Annotated in this window: 15 protein-coding genes; 12 read left to right on the forward strand and 3 right to left on the reverse strand. The window is 66.4% G+C overall.

Features of this window, described 5'->3' with window-relative positions; translation table 11 throughout:
- The 3 genes from recF (at position 1) to gyrB (ending at position 5,438) form a co-directional block, all read left to right on the forward strand.
- Complete coding sequence (recF, locus tag JT720_RS05590; RefSeq protein ID WP_205479936.1) at positions 1–1,059, forward strand: DNA replication/repair protein RecF; 1,059 nt, start codon at positions 1–3, stop codon at positions 1,057–1,059.
- Between the two features lie 196 nt (positions 1,060–1,255).
- On the forward strand, positions 1,256–2,770 hold the full coding sequence (locus JT720_RS05595) for a DEAD/DEAH box helicase (protein WP_205479937.1): 1,515 nt from the start codon (positions 1,256–1,258) through the stop codon (positions 2,768–2,770).
- Positions 2,771–2,930: 160 nt separating this feature from the next.
- Positions 2,931–5,438: a DNA topoisomerase (ATP-hydrolyzing) subunit B gene (gyrB, locus tag JT720_RS05600; RefSeq protein ID WP_205479938.1), complete on the forward strand. Its 2,508-nt coding sequence runs from the start codon at positions 2,931–2,933 to the stop codon at positions 5,436–5,438.
- On the opposite strand, the gene JT720_RS05605 is transcribed toward gyrB, so the two are convergent.
- Both JT720_RS05605 and JT720_RS05610 read right to left on the reverse strand, forming a co-directional pair.
- On the reverse strand, positions 5,412–6,404 hold the full coding sequence (locus tag JT720_RS05605) for a sulfotransferase (RefSeq protein WP_205479939.1): 993 nt from the start codon (positions 6,402–6,404) through the stop codon (positions 5,412–5,414). The two genes, gyrB and JT720_RS05605, sit on opposite strands and share 27 nt — an antisense overlap.
- The gene (locus JT720_RS05610) at positions 6,397–7,629 is read right to left on the reverse strand and encodes a glycosyltransferase family 4 protein (RefSeq protein WP_205479940.1); all 1,233 of its coding nucleotides are present in this window, start codon (positions 7,627–7,629) and stop codon (positions 6,397–6,399) included. Before JT720_RS05610 ends, JT720_RS05605 begins: the two co-directional genes overlap by 8 nt.
- Positions 7,630–7,894: 265 nt before the next feature.
- On the opposite strand from JT720_RS05610, the gene JT720_RS05615 reads away from it, so the two are divergent.
- The 9 genes from JT720_RS05615 (at position 7,895) to JT720_RS05655 (ending at position 18,048) form a co-directional block, all read left to right on the forward strand.
- Positions 7,895–8,599, forward strand: coding sequence for a metallophosphoesterase family protein (locus JT720_RS05615; protein ID WP_205479943.1), 705 nt, complete (start codon positions 7,895–7,897; stop codon positions 8,597–8,599).
- Positions 8,596–9,588, forward strand: a complete 993-nt coding sequence (locus JT720_RS05620; protein ID WP_205479945.1) for an ATP-grasp domain-containing protein — start codon at positions 8,596–8,598, stop codon at positions 9,586–9,588. The genes JT720_RS05615 and JT720_RS05620 overlap by 4 nt, the downstream gene beginning before the upstream one ends.
- The gene (locus JT720_RS05625) at positions 9,585–10,508 is read left to right on the forward strand and encodes an NAD-dependent epimerase/dehydratase family protein (RefSeq protein WP_205479947.1); all 924 of its coding nucleotides are present in this window, start codon (positions 9,585–9,587) and stop codon (positions 10,506–10,508) included. The genes JT720_RS05620 and JT720_RS05625 overlap by 4 nt, the downstream gene beginning before the upstream one ends.
- A 95-nt stretch (positions 10,509–10,603) precedes the next feature.
- The gene (locus JT720_RS05630) at positions 10,604–11,623 is read left to right on the forward strand and encodes an NAD-dependent epimerase/dehydratase family protein (protein WP_205479949.1); all 1,020 of its coding nucleotides are present in this window, start codon (positions 10,604–10,606) and stop codon (positions 11,621–11,623) included.
- 210 nt (positions 11,624–11,833) lie between these two features.
- Positions 11,834–13,027, forward strand: a complete 1,194-nt coding sequence (locus tag JT720_RS05635; RefSeq protein WP_205479950.1) for a calcium-binding protein — start codon at positions 11,834–11,836, stop codon at positions 13,025–13,027.
- Between the two features lie 88 nt (positions 13,028–13,115).
- Complete coding sequence (locus JT720_RS05640; protein ID WP_205479951.1) at positions 13,116–13,949, forward strand: hypothetical protein; 834 nt, start codon at positions 13,116–13,118, stop codon at positions 13,947–13,949.
- 100 nt (positions 13,950–14,049) lie between these two features.
- The gene (locus JT720_RS05645; protein ID WP_205479952.1) at positions 14,050–15,408 is read left to right on the forward strand and encodes a UDP-glucose dehydrogenase family protein; all 1,359 of its coding nucleotides are present in this window, start codon (positions 14,050–14,052) and stop codon (positions 15,406–15,408) included.
- 23 nt (positions 15,409–15,431) lie between these two features.
- Positions 15,432–16,622 (forward strand): glycosyltransferase, encoded by a 1,191-nt coding sequence (locus tag JT720_RS05650; RefSeq protein ID WP_205479953.1) that lies wholly within the window; start codon positions 15,432–15,434, stop codon positions 16,620–16,622.
- 10 nt (positions 16,623–16,632) lie between these two features.
- Positions 16,633–18,048, forward strand: coding sequence for a pectate lyase (locus JT720_RS05655; protein WP_205479954.1), 1,416 nt, complete (start codon positions 16,633–16,635; stop codon positions 18,046–18,048).
- Here the strand turns inward: JT720_RS05655 and JT720_RS05660 are convergent.
- On the reverse strand, positions 18,040–19,203 hold the full coding sequence (locus JT720_RS05660) for a glycosyltransferase family 4 protein (protein WP_205479955.1): 1,164 nt from the start codon (positions 19,201–19,203) through the stop codon (positions 18,040–18,042). The genes JT720_RS05655 and JT720_RS05660 overlap by 9 nt on opposite strands.
- Positions 19,204–19,344 lie beyond the last annotated feature (141 nt).

Consider the following 19,344-nt stretch of genomic DNA (forward strand, 5'->3'; position numbering starts at 1 on the left):
GTGCCGCTCGGTCGCCTCGCCCTTACCAACTTCAGGAACTATGCCGAACTGCTGATCGAGCCTGGCCCGGGGTTCGTCTGCCTGTTCGGCGAGAATGGCGCGGGCAAGACCAACATCCTTGAGGCCGTCTCCCTGCTTGCGCCCGGGCGTGGACTGCGGGGAGCCGCTCTCGGCGAGATGGCTCGAAGCGATGGTCCCGGCGGTTTCTCGGTCGCCGCACGGCTCGGCGATGTCGACCTCGGCACCGGAACCCTGCCGACCGCGCCAGAGCGCCGGCAAGTGCGGGTCAACGGCGCCGCGGCCTCGGTCAACAGCCTCGGCGAGTGGTTGTCGGTGCTGTGGCTCACGCCCGCGATGGATCGCCTGTTTAGCGGCAGCGCGGGCGAACGGCGCCGGTTCCTCGACCGGCTGGTGCTCGCGCTGGAGCCCTCCCACGCCCATCATGCGGCCCGCTACGAGGCGGCCATGCGCGCGCGCAACAAGCTGCTGGCGGAGCCCGATCGGGCGGACCCCAGCTGGCTGGCTGCGCTGGAAAGCGGCATGGCCGAGCATGGCGCGGCTCTGTCCGATGCGCGCGTGCGGACGGTGAGTGCCCTCGAATTCCGCCTCGCCTCTGCTCCCGACGACGGCTTCGCGCGGGCCGAGATCGCGCTTGAGGGCTGGGCCGGCGGTGATCTCGCCGCGATCCTGCGTGCCAATCGCGGCCGTGACGCCGCGGGCGGGCGCGCCGCTGTCGGTCCGCACCGACAGGATCTTGCCGTCATTCACCGCGCCAAGCAGCAGCCGGCCGCACGCAGTTCGACGGGCGAGCAGAAGGCGCTGCTGCTCGGGCTGGTCCTCGCCCATGCGGACCTCGTCACCGAACACCGCAATGCGCCGCCGATCCTCCTCTTGGACGAGGTCGCCGCCCACCTCGATCCAGGCCGGCGGGAGTCGTTGTTCGCCCGGCTGGAAGGCCGCGGACAGGTGTGGATGACCGCGACCGAAGCGGCCCTGTTCGACGGCATTGCCTCGGTCACTCGTTTCCACGTGGAGGGCGCAACCGCCAGGCTCGGCTGAGCCTTGGTGGACTTTAGCGACCAGCGCCCTATATACGGCTTCAGCGAGACGCCTTTGTAAGCGGCGTGATCGCCCCGGATCAGGTCCGGGGCGGCCCGCGTCTCGGTTTGACGAAGTTCTCCACATCACGCGGGGTTCTTTAACACCCGTCCTCCGGACGCCAGGTGGCGCCCGGTTGCGTGCAAATGGATAGAACATGACATTCGAACAGCTGGGGCTATCCAAGCCCCTCCTCGGCGCGCTTGCGTCCAAGAACTACACCAAGCCGACGCCGATCCAGGCGCAGGCGATTCCGACCGTGCTAACCGGGCGAGACCTGCTCGGCATTGCCCAGACCGGCACCGGCAAGACTGCGGCCTTCATGCTGCCCTCCCTCGACCGGCTGACAGCGAGCAAGCCGGCGTTTCTCAAACCCGGCCAAATCCGCATGTTGGTCCTCGCCCCGACGCGCGAGCTCGCCTCCCAGATCGCGGCGAGTGCCGAAGCTTATGGCGCGCAGCTGAAGATGAGCGTCGGCGTGATCTTCGGCGGCGTCGCCAACCAGAAGAGCATCCGCACCGTGCAGCGCGGCCTCGACGTGCTGGTCGCCACTCCCGGCCGCCTGCTCGACCTGGTCGACCAGCGCGCCGTGGACCTGCGCAACCTTGAGATCCTCGTGCTCGACGAGGCCGACCAGATGCTCGATCTCGGCTTCATCCATGCGTTGAAGCGCATCGTGAAGCTGATCCCGGCCAAGCGGCAGACCCTGTTCTTCTCGGCGACCATGCCGAAGACGATCAAGACGCTTGCCGACACCTACCTCACCAACCCGGCCGAGGTGTCGGTTGCTCCCGTGGCCACGACGGCGGAGCGGGTCGAGCAGCAGGTGACCTTCGTCAATCAGGCGGAGAAGCCGGCGCTGCTGACCTTGTTTTTCCAGTCGACCAAGATCGACCGGGCACTGGTATTCAGCCGCACCAAGCATGGCGCGGACAAGGTGGTGCGTCAGCTGGAAGCAGCCGGGATTGCGGCCAACGCGATCCACGGCAACAAGAGCCAGCCGCAGCGTGAGCGTGCGCTCGGCCTGTTCCGCTCCGGCGAGGTGCCGATCCTGGTCGCGACCGACATCGCGGCGCGCGGGATCGACATCCCGGGCGTCAGCCACGTCATCAACTTCGACCTGCCCAACGTGCCCGAGCAGTATGTCCACCGCATCGGGCGCACCGCCCGTGCCGGGGCCGACGGCATTGCCATCGGCTATTGCGCCGACGACGAGCGTCCATACCTCAAGGACATCGAGAAGCTCACCCGCCAGAAGGTCGAGGTGGTGCCGCTCCCGGCTGGCTTCGTTGCGGCCGTGCAGGCGCTCAAGTCCTTGAAGGTCGAGCCGCGCCGTGCGGCTCAGCCGCAGCAGCGCAACCGCCGCAATGAGAGCGGTGCGCGTGGCCATGCGAGTGACCCGCAACGCTTCGGCCTGCCGCGCAACGATCCTCGTCGCGATATGCCGGAAGAGCGCAGTGGCCCGCGCGAAGGCGGGCGAAGCATGCGCGGGGTGCCTGGCGCCGCCCGCGGACCTGTCGGCAATCCGGTCCGTGCCTCGGCGCAGTCCGGTGGCCAGCAGCAGCGCCACGGCGGCCAGCGCCCGGCCGGCGAGCCCGGCGGTCGCTCGAGCGGCGGTCGTCCCGGCGGCTTCCGCGGCGGCCGCCGGTCGGGGCAGCGCCGCTCGGCTTAGGAGAGCCCGCGCTCACGCTGAGCTTGTCGAAGCGTCTTCGGACTTGTTTTCAAGCATCCTTCGACAGGCTCAGGGTGAGCGCTGAACAAAGACGGTCGTGCACTCCGCGCGTACGCGTGCGCATGCGTGACTTCCCTTCTGTTCCCGCTATAGAATCCCCATGGCAAGCGATCCCAATCAGAACTCCTACGGCGCCGACAGCATCAAGGTGCTTAAGGGCCTCGACGCCGTGCGCAAGCGGCCGGGCATGTACATCGGCGACACCGACGACGGCTCTGGTCTCCACCACATGGTGTTTGAGGTTTCGGACAACGCCATCGACGAGGCGCTGGCAGGTCATTGCGACCGCATCCTCATTCAATTGAACCCGGACGGCTCGGTCACGGTGGAGGACAATGGTCGCGGTATTCCAACGGGCATCCATGCCGAGGAGGGCGTGTCCGCGGCCGAGGTCATCATGACCCAACTCCACGCCGGCGGAAAGTTCGAGAACACCAGCGACGACAATGCCTACAAGGTGTCCGGCGGCCTGCACGGGGTCGGCGTCTCGGTGGTCAACGCCCTGTCCGAGTTCCTCGATCTGAACATTTGGCGCGATGGCGAGGAGCACTACATGCGCTTCGCCCATGGCGATGCCGTTGCCCCGCTCAAGGTTGTCGGCCCCGCGCCCGAGGGTAAGACCGGTACCCGCGTCACCTTCCTGCCCAGCCCCGCAACCTTCAAGATTACCGAGTTCGATTTCGACAAGCTCGAACATCGCTACCGAGAGCTGGCTTTCCTCAACTCCGGCGTGCGGTTGGTGCTGATCGATGCTCGCCATGAAGAGCATAAGGAAGTCGAACTGTTCTACGAAGGCGGCATCGCGGCCTTCGTGAAGTATCTCGATCGCGCCAAGACGCCGCTGTTCCCGGACCCGATCGCCATCTCGGCGGTGCGCGACGGGATCGGCATCGACGTCGCGCTGGAGTGGAATGACTCCTATTACGAGAACGTCCTGCCGTTCACCAACAACATCCCGCAGCGCGACGGCGGCACCCATCTGGCCGCTTTCCGCGCCGCCCTGACCCGTACCGTCAACGGCTATGCCGAGAAGTCCGGCATGCTGAAGAAGGAGAAGGTCACCCTCACCGGTGATGACATGCGCGAAGGCCTCACCGCCATCGTCTCCGTCAAGCTGCCCGACCCGAAGTTCAGCAGCCAGACCAAGGACAAGCTCGTCTCCTCCGAGGTTCGCCAGCCGCTCGAAGCGCTGATGAGCGACAAGATGACGGAATGGCTGGAGGAAAATCCGGTCAACGCCCGCGCGATTATCCAGAAGATCATCGACGCCGCGGCCGCCCGTGAGGCGGCGAAGCGTGCTCGTGAACTGACGCGGCGCAAGGGAGTGATGGATATCGCCTCGTTGCCCGGCAAGCTCGCCGACTGCCAGGAGCGCGACCCAGCCCTCTCCGAACTCTTCCTGGTGGAGGGTGACTCGGCCGGCGGCTCGGCCAAGCAAGGCCGCAACCGTCACAACCAGGCGATCCTGCCTCTCCGCGGCAAGCTCTTGAACGTGGAGCGCGCGCGTTTCGACCGGATGCTGTCCAGTCGCGAGATCGGGACCATCATCCAGGCGCTCGGCACCGGCATCGGCCGGGAGGAGTTCAACCTCGAGAAGCTGCGGTATCACAAGATCGTGATCATGACGGACGCCGACGTCGATGGCGCCCACATCCGCACACTGCTGCTGACCTTCTTCTACCGCCAGATGACCGAGCTGATTGAGGCAGGTCACCTCTTCATCGCCCAGCCTCCGCTCTACAAGGTCGCGCGGGGCCGATCGGAGGTGTACCTCAAGGACGATGCCCAGCTTGACGATTACCTCGTCGACGCCGGTCTGGACGGCCTGCAGCTGGAAACCTTGGGCGAGATCCGCCAGGGCAAGGACCTGCGCACGCTGGTCGATCATGCGCGTCGGGTTCGTACGCTGATGCGCTATGCGCCCAAGAAGTATGATCCGGCACTGCTGGAAGCGCTGGCGCTCGCGGGCGCGCTCGACCCCGTGGTGCAGGCCGAAGGCCGGCGCGCGGCGATCGAGAAGGTCGCCTCGTGGCAGGGTCAGGGCGACCCCGAGGCGCAATGGTCTGGGGAACTCGCTGCAGAGGGCGGCTACCTCCTCCGGCGGCGGTGGCGCGGCGTCACGGACGTCACGATTATCGAGCCAGCATTCATCGCTTCGGCGGAAGCTCGCAAGCTCCACGCGTTGGCGGCAGAGCAGGCCGAGGTCTATTCGCAGCCTTCTCTGCTTCGGACCCTGAAGAAAGGTGCGCAGGTCGAGCAGGAGCCGACAGTCGGAACCGGCGAGGGCGAGGACGCGGCGGAGCAGGCAGCGGCGGACACCAAGGGCAAGCCGGTTTCGGTGACTCGTCCCAGCGAACTCCTCGACGCTGTTCTTGCGGCAGGCCGCAAGGGCCTGAGTATCCAGCGTTACAAGGGTCTCGGCGAGATGAATGCAGAGCAGCTGTGGGAAACGACACTCGATCCCGCTAATCGCTCGCTGCTCCGCGTCGAGGTGACCCAGGCCGACGTCGCCGACGAAATTTTCACCCGGCTGATGGGCGACGTCGTGGAGCCGCGGCGCGAGTTCATCCAGGACAATGCGCTAAGCGTCGCGAACCTCGACGTCTGAGCTTGCGGTGACGATGCTTCGGTGCGGCGCACGGCGATTGAGAAAAGGGTAACCGTAGCGCAGCAGCAGAGGGGCACAGAGCAGGCTAAAGGCGAGCTGCGCCGGAGTCGGCATCTCCGAACGCCAGCGCTCGTCCGGCTTCAAGCGGATGGATCGTTGCATGCGCAAGCGATTGCCGGCGATCTGGTGCCGCGGGGCAAGATCTGGATCGAGCGGCTGTGCGAGTTTTCCGTGCAGCAGGGCATGGATCGTGGACGCAATCCGCGCGGGATCATGCACCATGTCTTCGTAGCGGATGCGAATGCTTCTTGATCGGCCGACCCTCCAGCATAGGAGTTCGGTCATCAAATTCACCACGCTCCAGCGGATGGCAGTTCGGAGCCACGACTTGCGTCGGATTTCCTTTTGCAGGCCCCTCGCGACATCCCGCTTGAACGGCTTGGCCAAGGACCAGGCGACACCGCGGCCGTCACGCACGAGGTGAAGGACGGTGAGGTCGACCTCCCGCATCGCCGCCAGCGCGAGGCCTCGCCCAGGAAGCTTGGAAGAGTCTACGATAACTGAACAACTCGTACGCTCTGCGATGGATGCGAGGAGCGCGGTCGTCTCCCTCCGATAGCGCACAAAGCTGGCATCGCGTAGAATTCGGGAGGGGCTGAGGAGGGTTTCGGCGCGGTGTTGTTCCACGCGGTAGGTGTCAACATCGGTGTCAGGATCGGCGTGGGATCGCCTCACCCAGGAGTCCAGCACCTGGCTCCAGACCGCACACTGTTTCGCCGCTTTTCCGCAAGCGCATAGCTCGTTGTTCGACCAGACATGCCGCGTGAGCGCGGAGATCTCTCCGGCGCCGAAGATGCTCTCCTGCTGGCTAAGCAGGATGTCCAGCAGCGTGCTGCCGCTGCGGCCGTAGCCGGCGATGTAGAGGACCTTGATACGCCTGTCGTCAGGCACGTCCGTGTCAGCCATGCCGATCGCCCTCGCTCAGCAAGGTTCGATAGATCGCAGCGATGCTGTCCCGGTGAGTTGCGACTCCGTAGCGGAGCTGTGCATCGTTCCGAGCCGCCGCTGCAATGGCGGAGACCGCAGCCGGGCTGTTCAGCAACTCCAGCACGGCCTGTGCCATGGCCGACGGACTGTCGGGAGGTACGAGGAGTCCGGTCCGGCCGTGATCAATGGCTTCCACATTGCCGCCGGAGCGCACTGCGACGACTGGCGTACCGAGCAGCATGGCTTCGATGAGGGATCGTCCGAACGGTTCGTCCACCGCGGTCACCAAATGCAGGTCGGACCCCGCCATCCACGGTTCGGGCGGGTAGCGGTAGCCCATGAGGTGGATCCGGTCGTCGACCCCGAGCGACTGCGCGGCTTGGCGCAATTGCGGCTCCAGCGAGCCGTCGAAAGATGCGCCAAACATGAGCCCTGCGACCGGCAGATGCGGGGCTTGGCGACGCAGTTCGGCGATGACCTCTACAAAGCGGAACGGCCGTTTGCGAGGTACGAAGTTCCCGAAGAAGCAGAGAAGGCGAGTGTCGGGAGCCAGCCCGACTTCGTCCAGCAATTGCGCTCGTGCTGCCACTCGATCGACCTTCGGAAGCTCGGTGTCGAATGGGCTGTAGATGACCGAAGCGGGAACCTTGCGGGTGGATGAGCCTGCGAACCGGGAAACGGAGACAACGTGATCGGCCATCCACGGCGCAAGGCGCCTAACCCCGAATGCCCCCGGGTCGCTGCGGTGGTGCCAGAGCAGTTTGGCGCCCGCGAGCTTCGCTGGAAGGGCCCAGCTGACGTGCATGGCCCCATCGTTGGTGTGGACGATGCGGACCCGGCGTTCCCGGAGGAACCTGGCGAGCTGCCATTGGCCGGCGATCGCCCGGGCGATCCGCAGGGGTCGGCTGTCGCGGTCCACGCCGCGGGCCCGGCCAAAGTGGTCGGCTACGGGAGCAATGCTGTAGGCGATGCCCTCCGACCGGAGCAGTTCGGCAACCTGACCGCAATCACTGTGGAGCAGGACCAGCGGCGTGAATTCCGACGGATCGAGCGACTTGATCAGCTGGAATGCGGAGACGTGACTACCTCCAGCGATTCCTCCCGCAAACGGAAAGCAGACGACCGAAGGAGATGCGCCCGCAAGAGGGCCCACAGTCTCGCGCATGGTCCCGGGTAGCGGATCGGCGATCTGTTGGAAGAGCATGCCTGCGAGCGTCTCCGAGGGCGGAAGCCACTCCCTTGTTGCGGCGCAAAGTCCGGCGCTCAACCGGGATTCCGGTTCCGGCATGGAGCAGGATGGCTAATCCACAAGGTGCCGGCCCCAACGGCTCCGGGCCGCCGCTAGGAGGAGTAGCCACGAAGGGAGATGGCCCTCGCCCGCGATGCCGTGTCATGGTGCGCGGCAGCATGGGGTGCCCAGAACCCACTCACGAGCGCCGTCCTTTTCCGGCTGAAGCGGCGACGGCGCGTTGAAGCTCGCGTTCCTGAGCGATGTTCATTCGGCGGCCGCGCCATTCTCGGCCGCATTGAAGGCGGCGCGGCAGGAAGGCTTCGACCAGCTCATCATTCTCGGCGACCTGCTGACATACGGCCCCGAGCCGGAGCGCAGCGTCGACCTGGCGCGGGACGCGGTGGAACGCGATCGAGCCACGCTGATCATGGGCAATCACGACGCCTTGTACCTAGAGCCGGATGGTTACGACCGGCCACTGCCGGACTGGATCCGAGAGAGCGTGGAGTGGACCCGGTCGCGGGTTGCCCCAGAAGCGATGGCGGCCCTGCCATGGCAGCAGCAGCGGCAAGTCGGCGACCTGCTCATCGCCCATGCCAATCCGTTCGGCGGTGGCGACTGGTCGTACCTTCGGACCAACGAAGACCTAGCGAAGGCCTCACAAGCCCTCGTCGCCGCGGGGTTTCATGCGGGCGTCTTTGGCCACGTCCATCGCTTTGCTGAGCGGCAAGATCATGCGGCCGTGTACACGGTCGGCTCCCTCGGGCAGCCCCGGAGCGGGCGCGACCTACGTCCGCAATGGGCGATGGGAGAGTTGAAGCCCGGGCGCTTCAGGCTCGAGCCCAGACCGTTCCATCACGACTGGAGCGAGCATTGCGCCGCCCTGCGGAACACGGGAATGTCCGCGTCAACCGTGGATCAGCTGTGCAGGTTCTTCATATGACACGAGTGCTGGTGACCGGAGCTGGGGCGGTGCTTGGGCAGGGCATCATCAAGGCCTTGCAGCGGTCAACGCTGCAGGTGGAGATCGCCTCGGCCGACCCGGGCCCGCTTTCGCCCGGGCTGTTCTGGACGGACCGCGGTTATGTCACCCGCCTCGCTACGGACCCGCTCTATCTGGAGCGGTTCGAGCAGGTGCTGGGGCAGGAACGCCCCGATGTGGTGCTGGTCGGAACGGATGTGGAGCTCCCTATCCTGGCGGAGCACCGGCCGCGGCTGGAGGAGCGCTACGGGACCAAGATACTGGTGAGTTCGCCCGAGGTCGTGCGGATCGCGGACGACAAGTACGAGACCTATCGCTTCTGTCTCGCGGCGGGGCTCGACCCTCCAAGCTCGGCGCTCCCGGAGGAGCACGACCAACTTGCGGACCTCGTCGGCTCGGTCGGATTTCCGCTGATCGTCAAGCCGCGGGTCGGAGCGCGCTCAGCCGGCGTTTCGGTGGCGCATGATGCGGAAGAACTCGCGGCGGCACTCGCCGGGCGGACCGGTCTCGTGGTGCAGCAGGTCGCCGGTCCGGCAGACCAGGAATATACGGCCAGTGCGCTCGTGTTCGACGGCAAGGCCCACGCCTCGATCGTGATGCGCCGCGATCTTCGGGACGGGAACACGCACCGGGCATTCGTGGAGCCCTATCCGGAGCTGAACGCCTTCGTACGCCGCGCCGCGGAGGCCCTGCAGCCCTATGGACCGGTCAACTTCCAGTTCCGGACCGACAAGCATGGCCGGCCACACATTTTCGAGATCAATGCGCGCTTCTCGGGCGCGACCCCACTGCGAGCACTTGCCGGGTTCAACGAAGTCGAGATGAGCCTGCGCCACCTCTTGTTCGACGAGCCCGTGACCCAACCTGCCAGCCTCCGCCAGGGCACGATCCTGAGGTACCTCAGCGAGACCTTCGTCACCGATGAGGACGTGCAGGCGCTGCGGAGATGATTCCGCCCGGAAGCCTGATCGGAGTGACCGGTGCGAACGGGCATCTTGGCCGCTTGTTCTGCATGGCAGCGGCTGCGGCGGGTTACCGGCTTCGCTGCTTCGGGCGGCGCTTCGACCATCTGCCCGCCGACGCCGAAACCGTGCGGCTCGACCTCGCAGAGCCGGTGGGCGTGGATCCGGAGCCGCTGCGCGGATGCGACGCGCTGGTCCACCTGGCGGCGTACATCCCCCGCGATCACCGCTCGCTCGAGGAGGGCAAGCTTTGCTGGACGACCAATGTCCTGGGCACCGCAAGGCTGCTGCATGCGACGGCCGCGGCCGGGGTGCGCCGCCTCGTCCAGACAAGCAGCGCGAGTGCCTATGCGACCGACAGTGGCCGGACAGACGAAGCCGCGCCGCTCTTTCCCTCCAGCCGGGCCTTCTATCTTGGCTCAAAGATCGGACAGGAAGCGGTCGCACGCGAAATCTGCGCCGAGAGCGGCATAACCTGTACCACCCTTCGGCTGTCCTCCGTCTATGGCGGCGCGCCCCCGGCAGGCCTGCCGGCGCGGCTCGCGCAGGATCTGCTGGCCGGCCGTGCGATCACGATCCGCGATCAGGGTCGCTTCGGTGCAGATTTCGTCTTCGCGCCCGACGTAGTCCGGGTCTTGCTGATGATGCTGGAGGAAGACTTCGCGGGCGAGCTGAACGTGGCCAGCGGAGTGCGGACCACTCTCTCCGACCTCGCAGAGGGACTGGTTCGAGCCAGTGGTGCACCGCCGGGGCTTGTCGAGCTGCAGCCAGGTGCCGCCGCGGCTGCGGACGTCGGCTTTCCCGCCATCGACATCCGCCGGCTCCGCAGCATGGGCGTGGAGCCAACCGCTCTGCGCGCGGGGCTGGAGCAAGTGGTTCATGCGCTGCGGCTAGCCATTTTGACGTAGCCCGTCGGTGACGCTTTCCAGCCTAAGAGAGCGCTCGTTCGGCTCCGCACTCCCCCTTACACTGATGTCGGATCGGTCAGCTGGGAGGCGCATGGATGTCGGATGCGATACTGGTGACCGGTGCTGCCGGCTTTGTCGGGCATGCGGTTGCCGCGCGTCTCCTGAGCCGTGGTGAGCATGTCATCGGCATCGACAATCTCAACAACTTCTATGATCCGCAGCTCAAGCTGAGCCGGCTCGAGAACCTGCGCTCCGATCCACGTTTCTCGTTCGAGCAGATGGACATCGCCGACGCCGATGGCCTGAAGGCGCTGGTGCTGTCGTGCGGTATCCGGCGGGTGGTCCACCTCGCCGCGCAAGCCGGGGTCCGGTACAGCCTGGAGCAGCCGTTCGCCTACGAGCGGTCCAACCTTGCCGGGCACCTGTCCGTGCTGGAGGCCTGCAGGAGCGCTCCGGAGTTCGACCATCTGGTCTATGCCTCCTCTAGTTCCGTCTACGGCAACCGGCCGGTGAGCGGCGACGGCTTCCGCGAAACCGAGCCCTGTACGGGCGTCGTATCGCTTTACGCCGCGACCAAGCTCGCCTGTGAGACGATGAGCGAGGCTTACCGCGCGCTGTTCGGCTTTCCCCTCACGGGCTTGCGTTTCTTCACCGTCTACGGACCGTGGGGCCGGCCCGACATGGCCTATTTCCAGTTCACCCGGCAGATCATGACCGGTGAGCCGATCAAGGTGTTCAACGGGGGCAGGATGGCGCGCGACTTCACCTACATCGACGATATCGTCGATGGCGTCGTCGGTGCGCTCGACTCCCCGCCCGCGCGGGGACAGCACCGGCTGCTCAACATCGGGGACAATCATCCGGTCGATCTCATGACCATGATCACCACGCTGGAAGAGCTGCTGGGCCGGAGCGCCCAGAAGATCATGCTGCCGATGCAGCCCGGCGATGTCGTGTCGACCTGCGCCAACATCGACCAAATCCATGCACTGACCGGCTACCGGCCGCGCGTGGCGCTGCCGGAGGGACTGCGGCGGTTCACGGACTGGTATCTCGGCTACTATGGCGCGGACATGGACGGCGTCCTCCCGGCGGACGAATTCATCGCTGCCTGAACAGTCGGCGGACGTTGACGTGAATACGCCCATAAAGAAATCGTTCAACGATTGGCAGTAATCATGCTTGAATACATTCGTCGCTGCCAATGCTCGGTCAGACGAGCCATGGCAAAACTTGGCTGGTAATTGTTCGGTAAGGACGATTGAGCATCCTCAGGCGGCGGGAGTCTTCACGACGAACGACCCGAGGCCGCGGGGAGGTGGAAGATGATCTTCAAGGGCACCGTATTGGCGGATCTGCTGCGAGGGAGCAGCGAGGCCGACTTCATCTACGGCTATGCGGGCGACGACACGATCTACGGCGGGGCTGGCGACGACCAGGTCGAAGCGGGCGACGGCAATGATCGCGTTGATGGCGAGCTCGGCAACGACCTGCTGCGCGGCGGAATCGGCGACGACTGGCTCGACGGTGGCGACGGCAACGACCGGCTGGCGGGGGGTGGCGGACATGACCGGCTCATCGGGGGGCTGGGCAACGACATCTTCGACGGGGAAGATGGCAACGACGTGCTGGAGGGGGGCGCGGGGTTTGACACGCTGATCGGGGGGAGCGGGAACGACACGCTCTACGGCGGCGCGGACAAGGACTATCTCGACGCGGGCTATGGCGACGACATCATCTACGCCGGTGACGGGGACGACGGCTATTACAACCAGCTCAACCCGGGCACCGGCACGATCACCACGGAAGCGGTGTCCGGCGGGCCCGGCAACGACATCATCTACGGCGAGGCGGGCAACGACCGGCTGAAGGGCGAGGCAGGCAACGACCGCGTCTACGGCGGGATCGGCAATGACTTCGTGGACGGCGGAGACGGAAACAACCTGCTGGACGGCGGCGACGGGGCCGATGTTCTCAGCAGCACGAGCGGCATCGACAAGCTGTACGGTGGCGGGGGGTCGGACCGGATGGAGTCCGGCGCGGGTGACGACTACCTCGACGGCGAGAGCGGCAACGACTTCGTGAACGGCGAAGCGGGCAACGACCAGGTCCGGGGCGGCCTCGGCAATGACACGGTCTACGGGGGTGACGGCGCCGACCGGCTGTACGGAGATGACGGAGCCGACAAGTTGCTCGGGGAGACGGGCGCGGACATGCTTTGGGGTGGGGCCGGCGCGGACTGGTTCATCCTCAAGGGTGCGACCGCGGCCGCCAGCGGCACGGACACGATCATGGACTATGAGGACGGGATCGACCGGATCGTGCTCGAGAAGCTTGGCGTGACGAGCTATTCCGCGGGCGGCGGCGCGGGAACGGTGTTCGCCACCGACGCCGCCGACGGCAGCGTGATCATCGCGGGGGTGACTTCGGGCGGCGTGCACTTCAGCCTGGTCGTCGCCGATCCCAACGATCAGCTGACCGCGGCCAACTTCTCGGCGGCCGACTTCCTGTTTGTTTGACGCCTTTCGGGCTACTCCTTCACCGCCAGGATCGGCGCCATCAGACCAGCTTCCCTGCTCGCCTTCACAGGCTAGCGTGGAGCTGGTCATGATCATCACCGCAGCCGACTTCTTCTCGCGGGCACCTGCCGAGCTGCCGCCCGATGCCGAGGATGCGTTCTTCAGCGCCATCCGCAACCGCAACAGCACGTTCAAGCGCACCTACCGGGCGCGTTTCCAGTCCCTCGACGAGGCCGTTGTCCGGGCATTCGCCAGCCGGTCCATGCGTCCAGAGCAGATCCTCGACGTCGGAGTTTCGTCCGGCGCGACGACGCTGGACCTGCGCGCCGCGCTGCTGGCCGCGGGGTACGATCCACGGATCACGGCCACTGACCTCTCCCTCCACGCGGAGTTGGTCTCGCTAGGCAAGGGCGTCACGGCCCTGGTCAGCCCGGACGGGCATGTCCTCCAGATCGCGCTCGCCGGCTGGTCGGTGCGGCCGTGGCGGCGCCGGCTCGACTGGATCACCGGCATGTGGGCAATCCGTCCGCTGCTGCTCTCATGGGCGCAGCGGCAAGTAGAAAATTCCAACAGCCGGCGTCCGGTGCTGCTGGTCAGCCCCCGCCTGCGGGATCATCCGTCGATTCGCGTGGTCGAGGATGACGTGCTGAAACGCCGGCCGGAGTTCGAGGCGAAGTTTCAGTTCGTCCGTGCGGCGAATATCCTCAACCACGACTATTTCAATGAGGACCAGCTGCGCGCTGCAGTGCGGAACCTGCGCGCCTACCTTGCCGGACCCGGATCGCTCCTGCTGATCGTTCGCTCCCTGCACAATGGGGAACAGCACGGATCGCTGTTCGAGCTCGGAGATGACGGCCAGCTGTCGGTTTGCCAGCGCTTCGGGGACGGGTCGGAGATCGAGCAACTCGCGCTCGCCAGCTAAACGGTCGCAGCTTCACCCTTTTTCGCCTGCGCATACCCATGTGCGACATTGCCGCATCCAGCACCCTCGCGGACAACCTAGGGCTTTGGTGGAGATCGCCATGCGCGTTGCGATGATCGGCTCGGGCTATGTCGGCCTGGTTTCGGGAACCTGTTTTGCCGAGTTCGGCCATCAGGTGGTCTGCATCGATACCGATGCCGCCAAGATCGCACGGCTGAGCGCCGGCATGATCCCGATCTACGAACCCGGATTGGAGCCGCTGATCGAGCGCAACGTCCGTGCAGGACGGCTGTCGTTCACCACCTCCGTGGCGGAGGCGGTGCCATCCGCCGACGTGGTGTTCATCGCTGTCGGCACGCCCGCGCGCAGGGGCGATGGCCATGCCGATCTTTCCTACGTCCACGCCGCCGCCCGCGACATCGCAAGTGCGCTTGCCGGGTTCACCGTGGTCGTGACCAAATCCACGGTTCCGGTGGGAACCGGGGACGAGGTCGAGCGCATCCTTCGAGAGTGCCGGCCGGATGCGGATGTCGCCGTGGTCTCCAACCCCGAGTTCCTGCGCGAGGGCTCGGCAATCGAAGACTTCAAGCGCCCGGACCGGATCGTTGTCGGGTCATCCGACCCGCGCGCTACTTCGGTGATGCAGGAGCTGTACCGTCCGCTGCGCTTGAACCAGGCTCCGATCTTGGTCACGTCCCGACGCAGCGCGGAGCTCGCCAAATATGCGGCCAACGCTTTCCTCGCGACCAAGATCACCTTCATCAACGAAGTGGCGGACCTGTGCGAGCACGTCGGCGCGGAGGTGCAGGAGGTCGCTCGCGCGATCGGGCTCGACAACCGGATCGGGTCGAAGTTCCTCAACGCGGGTCCAGGCTATGGCGGCTCCTGCTTCCCGAAGGACACGCTGGCGCTGATCAAGACGGCCCAGGATCATGACTCCCCGGTGCGGATCGTCGAAACGGTGGCCGCAGTGAACGAGACCCGCAAGCGGGCCATGGCGCGCCGCATCATCGCGGCCTGCGGAGGGTCCGTGCGGGGCAAGACCATCGCGCTGCTGGGACTCGCCTTCAAGCCCAATACCGACGACATGCGGGCCTCACCCGCCATCGATATCGTCACCGCCCTGCAGGACGCGGGTGCGTCGATCCGGGCCTATGATCCGGAAGCCATGGAGCAGGCCCGCTTGTGCTTGCAGGGGGTCACCTATGCTGACGACCCCTACGCCTGCACCCGCGGTGCGGATGCGCTGGCGATCCTGACTCCCTGGGATCAGTTCCGCGCCCTCGACCTGTCCGTCATCGGCGACCAGCTGCGCGCACGAGTGCTCGTCGACTTCCACAACATCTACCGGCCGGATGAACTGCGCCGCCTGAACTTCCAGCATGTGGGCGTTGGACGGCAGCCAGACACCACCGTGCAACGGGAGACCGTCGAGCCGGTCCTCGAGCCCGCGGAGTAGGAGGCCGCGACCGCGGCAAGCCCATGAAGATCCTCCATCTCATCACGGCCCTGAATGTCGGGGGTGCCGAGACCATGCTGGCCAAGCTGCTGGAGGAGGAGCGGCGGCAGCGACCGGGGCTGGACAGCCAGGTCCTGTCGCTGACTCCACCTGGCCCGGCGGGGCAGCGAATCCAGGCGGCAGGAATTGGCGTCTCGCACTGCGGGTTGGTGGGCTGGTCCACCGCCCTCGGCGGCATGAGCCGCCTGGTGGCGGAGATCCGCCGGGCATCGCCGGACGTGGTGGTCGCATGGATGTACCACGCTCACCTGTCTGCGGCGGCAGCAAAGGTGATCGGCCGGTGCCGCGCCCCGGTGGTATGGAATGTCCGGCACAGCCTGCATGACCTGAAGCGCGAGCGGCCGGTCACCCGCGGCCTGCTGCGAATGGGAGCCTGGCTGTCCGGGGCGCCCGACGCCATTCTCTACAACTCCGCTGTCGCGGCGCGGCAATATGAAGGTCTCGGCCACAGGCCGGACCGCACGGTCGTCATTCCGAACGGGTTCGACTGTGCCCGCTTCCGGCCGCAACCGGAACTCCGGAGCACGGTCGGCGCAGCGATCGGCGCGCGCCCGACTTCGCTGCTGGTCGGCATGGTGGCTCGGCAGCACCCGATGAAGGATCATGGGGCCCTGGTCCGCGCCTGTGCCGAGGCGATCGCTCGCGGGGCAGACCTCCATCTGCTGCTGGTTGGGCAGGGGCTCACTTCCCCATCGGACAGCTTGATGAGCGCGCTTCGGACCCTTGCGCCCGATCGGGTCAGCCTGAAGGACCATGAGCCGGATATCGCCGGACTGCTGCCTGGGCTGGACGTGCTCGCCCTGTCGTCCGCATGGGGTGAGGGTTTCCCCAACATCCTGGGCGAAGCCATGGCCTGCGGGCTGCCCTGCATCGCCACCGACGTGGGGGACAGTCGGCAGGTGCTCGGGGAAGCGGGGATCATCGTTCCGCCGGAAAACCTGCCCGCGCTGACCGAGGCGTTGATCCGGATGGAACGGCTCTCCGCCGCCGGGCGGCACGCGATCGGGCGGAAGGCGCGCGACCGCGTCCAAGCCTTGTTCTCGATCGAGGAAGTGACGCGCCGCTACCACTGCCTGCTCGAGGAAGTCGCAAGCGGCCGCTTCTCGCCGGCCACGACCCTGGCCGCCTCGAGCCATCCGGCGCTCGCCGGCTAGAGGCGCTGTCATGGCCCACTCCAGCCTTCTGCTGTCACTGGGGCTCGCGACCGCCACGATGCTGGCCGCCCCCTATGTCCTGACGAGCCCCAAGCTGCCCCACGTCGCTGCCGGGGAGAGCGAGCCGGCTGAACTCTCGGCCGAGGTCAAGGAGGCGCCCGGACGGCAGGCCTTTCCAGGTGCGGAGGGCTTTGGCCGTTTTGCCCGCGGCGGCAGGGGCGGAGCCATCATCCCGGTCACCACGCTTGCCGACAGTGGGCCCGGATCGCTTCGCGCGTGCATCGAAGCGAGCATGCCGCGAGTGTGCGTATTCCGCGTCGCCGGGGTCATCCGGTTCACCACCGAGCGACCGATCATCCGCAACCCCTACCTCACCATCGCCGGGCAGACGGCGCCCGGCGGCGGCATCCTCATCACCCATGCCGGCGGCTTCGATGGACTGACCCCCGTGATCGTGAAGGGCAGCCACGACGTCATCATCCGCCATCTTCGGGTCCGCACCGACCTCAACGGAGAACGCCGAGGAAGCAACGGTTCTTTCCTGTTCGAAGACAGCCACGACGTTATCTTCGACCATGTCAGCGGGGCCTGGGCGCTCGACCAGATCATGAGCGGAGAGGGGTTCAACAACCGGATCACCGTGTCGAATTCGATCTTCAGCCAGGGAATCCCGCGGCACGACAAATGCGTGCTGTTCGCATCCAGCCCGGACAATCCGCAGATGATCAGCTTCCTACGCAACCTGTGCGCCCACAACGGCGACCGCAATCCCGACCTGAACCTGCCGCCCCATTCGTGCGTCGAAGTCGTCAACAACATCTTCTACAATGGGCAATCGCAGTTTGCGGAGGTGCACGAGACATCGGGCGGCACGCCGGTCAGCTTTGTCGCCAACATCTTCCGGCGTGGCCCGAACAGCCGCCGCGACATCGCCGCGATCGACCGAGTCCTAGTCGAGAGCCGCGGCGCATCGCGCATCCATGTCGAGGGAAACCGGCTCGACGGCGTGCGGACGCTGACCACCTTTCCGGTGAGCTTCGTTCGCTCGGCCCAGCCCGTGTGCCCGCTGCAGACCCGGGCAGTTCCCGCCGAGCAAGCGTACCGCGACGTCCTGGTGCACGCCGGAGCGCACCCGCGGGACTCGCTCGACATCCGGACGGTTCGCGACGTGCGCGAACAAGGCGGGCGGATCCTAAAGGACCCTTCCGCAATTCGCGGACCACGGCTGTTGCCGCTGATCCGGCCGGGGCAGCCCTATGCGGACCAGGATGGGGACGGCATGTCCGACCGCTGGGAAACCGCGAACCGCACGAACCCCGGGCGCGCGGATCCCTGGGCTGATGCGGATCGGGATGGGTGGGCGAACCTCGACGAGTTCCTGGACTTCGCGCATCGAGAGGTGCTTGCGAACCGCCCGCTACGATGACGCTATGGCCTCTGCCGGCTCCGACCGGTGATGCTCCGACGCGCGGCTCCGCAGGGCGGAGCCGATCACGTCCACCCACTGGCCTACGACCCGGTCGATCGACGCGTCCGCGATCATCCGGCGATGTCCGGCGGAAGCCAGTTCGGCACGAAGGCGGCGGTCCGCCATCATCCGCGCCATGGCGGATGCCAGGGCTTCAGGATCCTCGGGCGGAACGAGCAGGCCGTCCTGGCCATCGTCGATCAACTCGGATGGGCCAAAATCGCAGCGGGTGGCAATCACCGGAAGGCCGGTCGCCATCGCTTCGATGACGACATTGGGGCCTCCCTCGTAGCGGGATGACAGGACCAGCATGGCCGCGCTTTCCACCCAAGCTCCGGGCTTCGCGGTCACGCCGGGAAGTGTCACCCGGCCTTCGAGCCCAAGCTGCCGGACCTGCGCCTCCAGCAGCGGGCGATCGGGACCCTCGCCCCAGATCACCAGCTCCCAGTCGGGGAAACGATCCGCGATCCGTGAGAAGGCGGTGATCAGCAGGTCGAAGCCCTTCTGGCGGGTCAGTCGTCCGACGCCCACGCAGCGCGTGCCGTCAGCGCCCAGCAGTTCGAAGGGCAGCGGAGCCGCGGGATTGCGGATCACCACTGCGCGGGTCCGCTCGCGTGGGGGAAGGCAGCTGCGCGAGGCATCGGTCAGGAGCACGATCGCGTGGGCGCGCGGGTAGAGCGGCTTTAGTACCAGGCTCCAAAGCCGGTTGTTGGGTTGCAGCAGCGGATTGTTGCGCTCTGACACGATCACTGGAGTGCCCGTACCCGCGGATGCGGCAAGGGTCAGCGCGTTGATCTTCGTCAGGAAGGAAATGACCACGTCGAACCGCTCCCGGCGGAGGGTTCGCCGTAGCCGCAGGAAACGGCGGATGATGTTGGCCGGCCCGCCCAGCCGGCTTCGTACCGGCGGCAAGGCGAGTCGGATCAGCCGGACGTTCTCGTGGAAGGCGTGGAATACCGGCTGGTCGGGCCGATCGAAGGCAATCACGGTCACGTCGAAGTCCGCCTGGACCAGCCGCTCGCTGATCTTGGCGATGACCCCTTCGGCTCCGCCGGGCCCAAGGCCCGAGAGCACGAAGGCAACGCGCCGCGAGGTAGAGACCTGGTCGAGCATCGACCGAGGCTACCAGCATGTCGCGGAGCGCGCGCCTCGTCGCGGGTGGTAGTCCGATATTGCAGGGTGGGGGAGGCTGCTCGGCTGGTAGCATGTCGCAGGCAGCACGGAGTGGCGGCAGGTGGACGCGATCAGGAGGAG

The sequence above is a fragment of the Sphingomonas arenae genome (genome assembly GCF_016924655.1).
GTDB lineage: Bacteria > Pseudomonadota > Alphaproteobacteria > Sphingomonadales > Sphingomonadaceae > Sphingomicrobium > Sphingomicrobium arenae.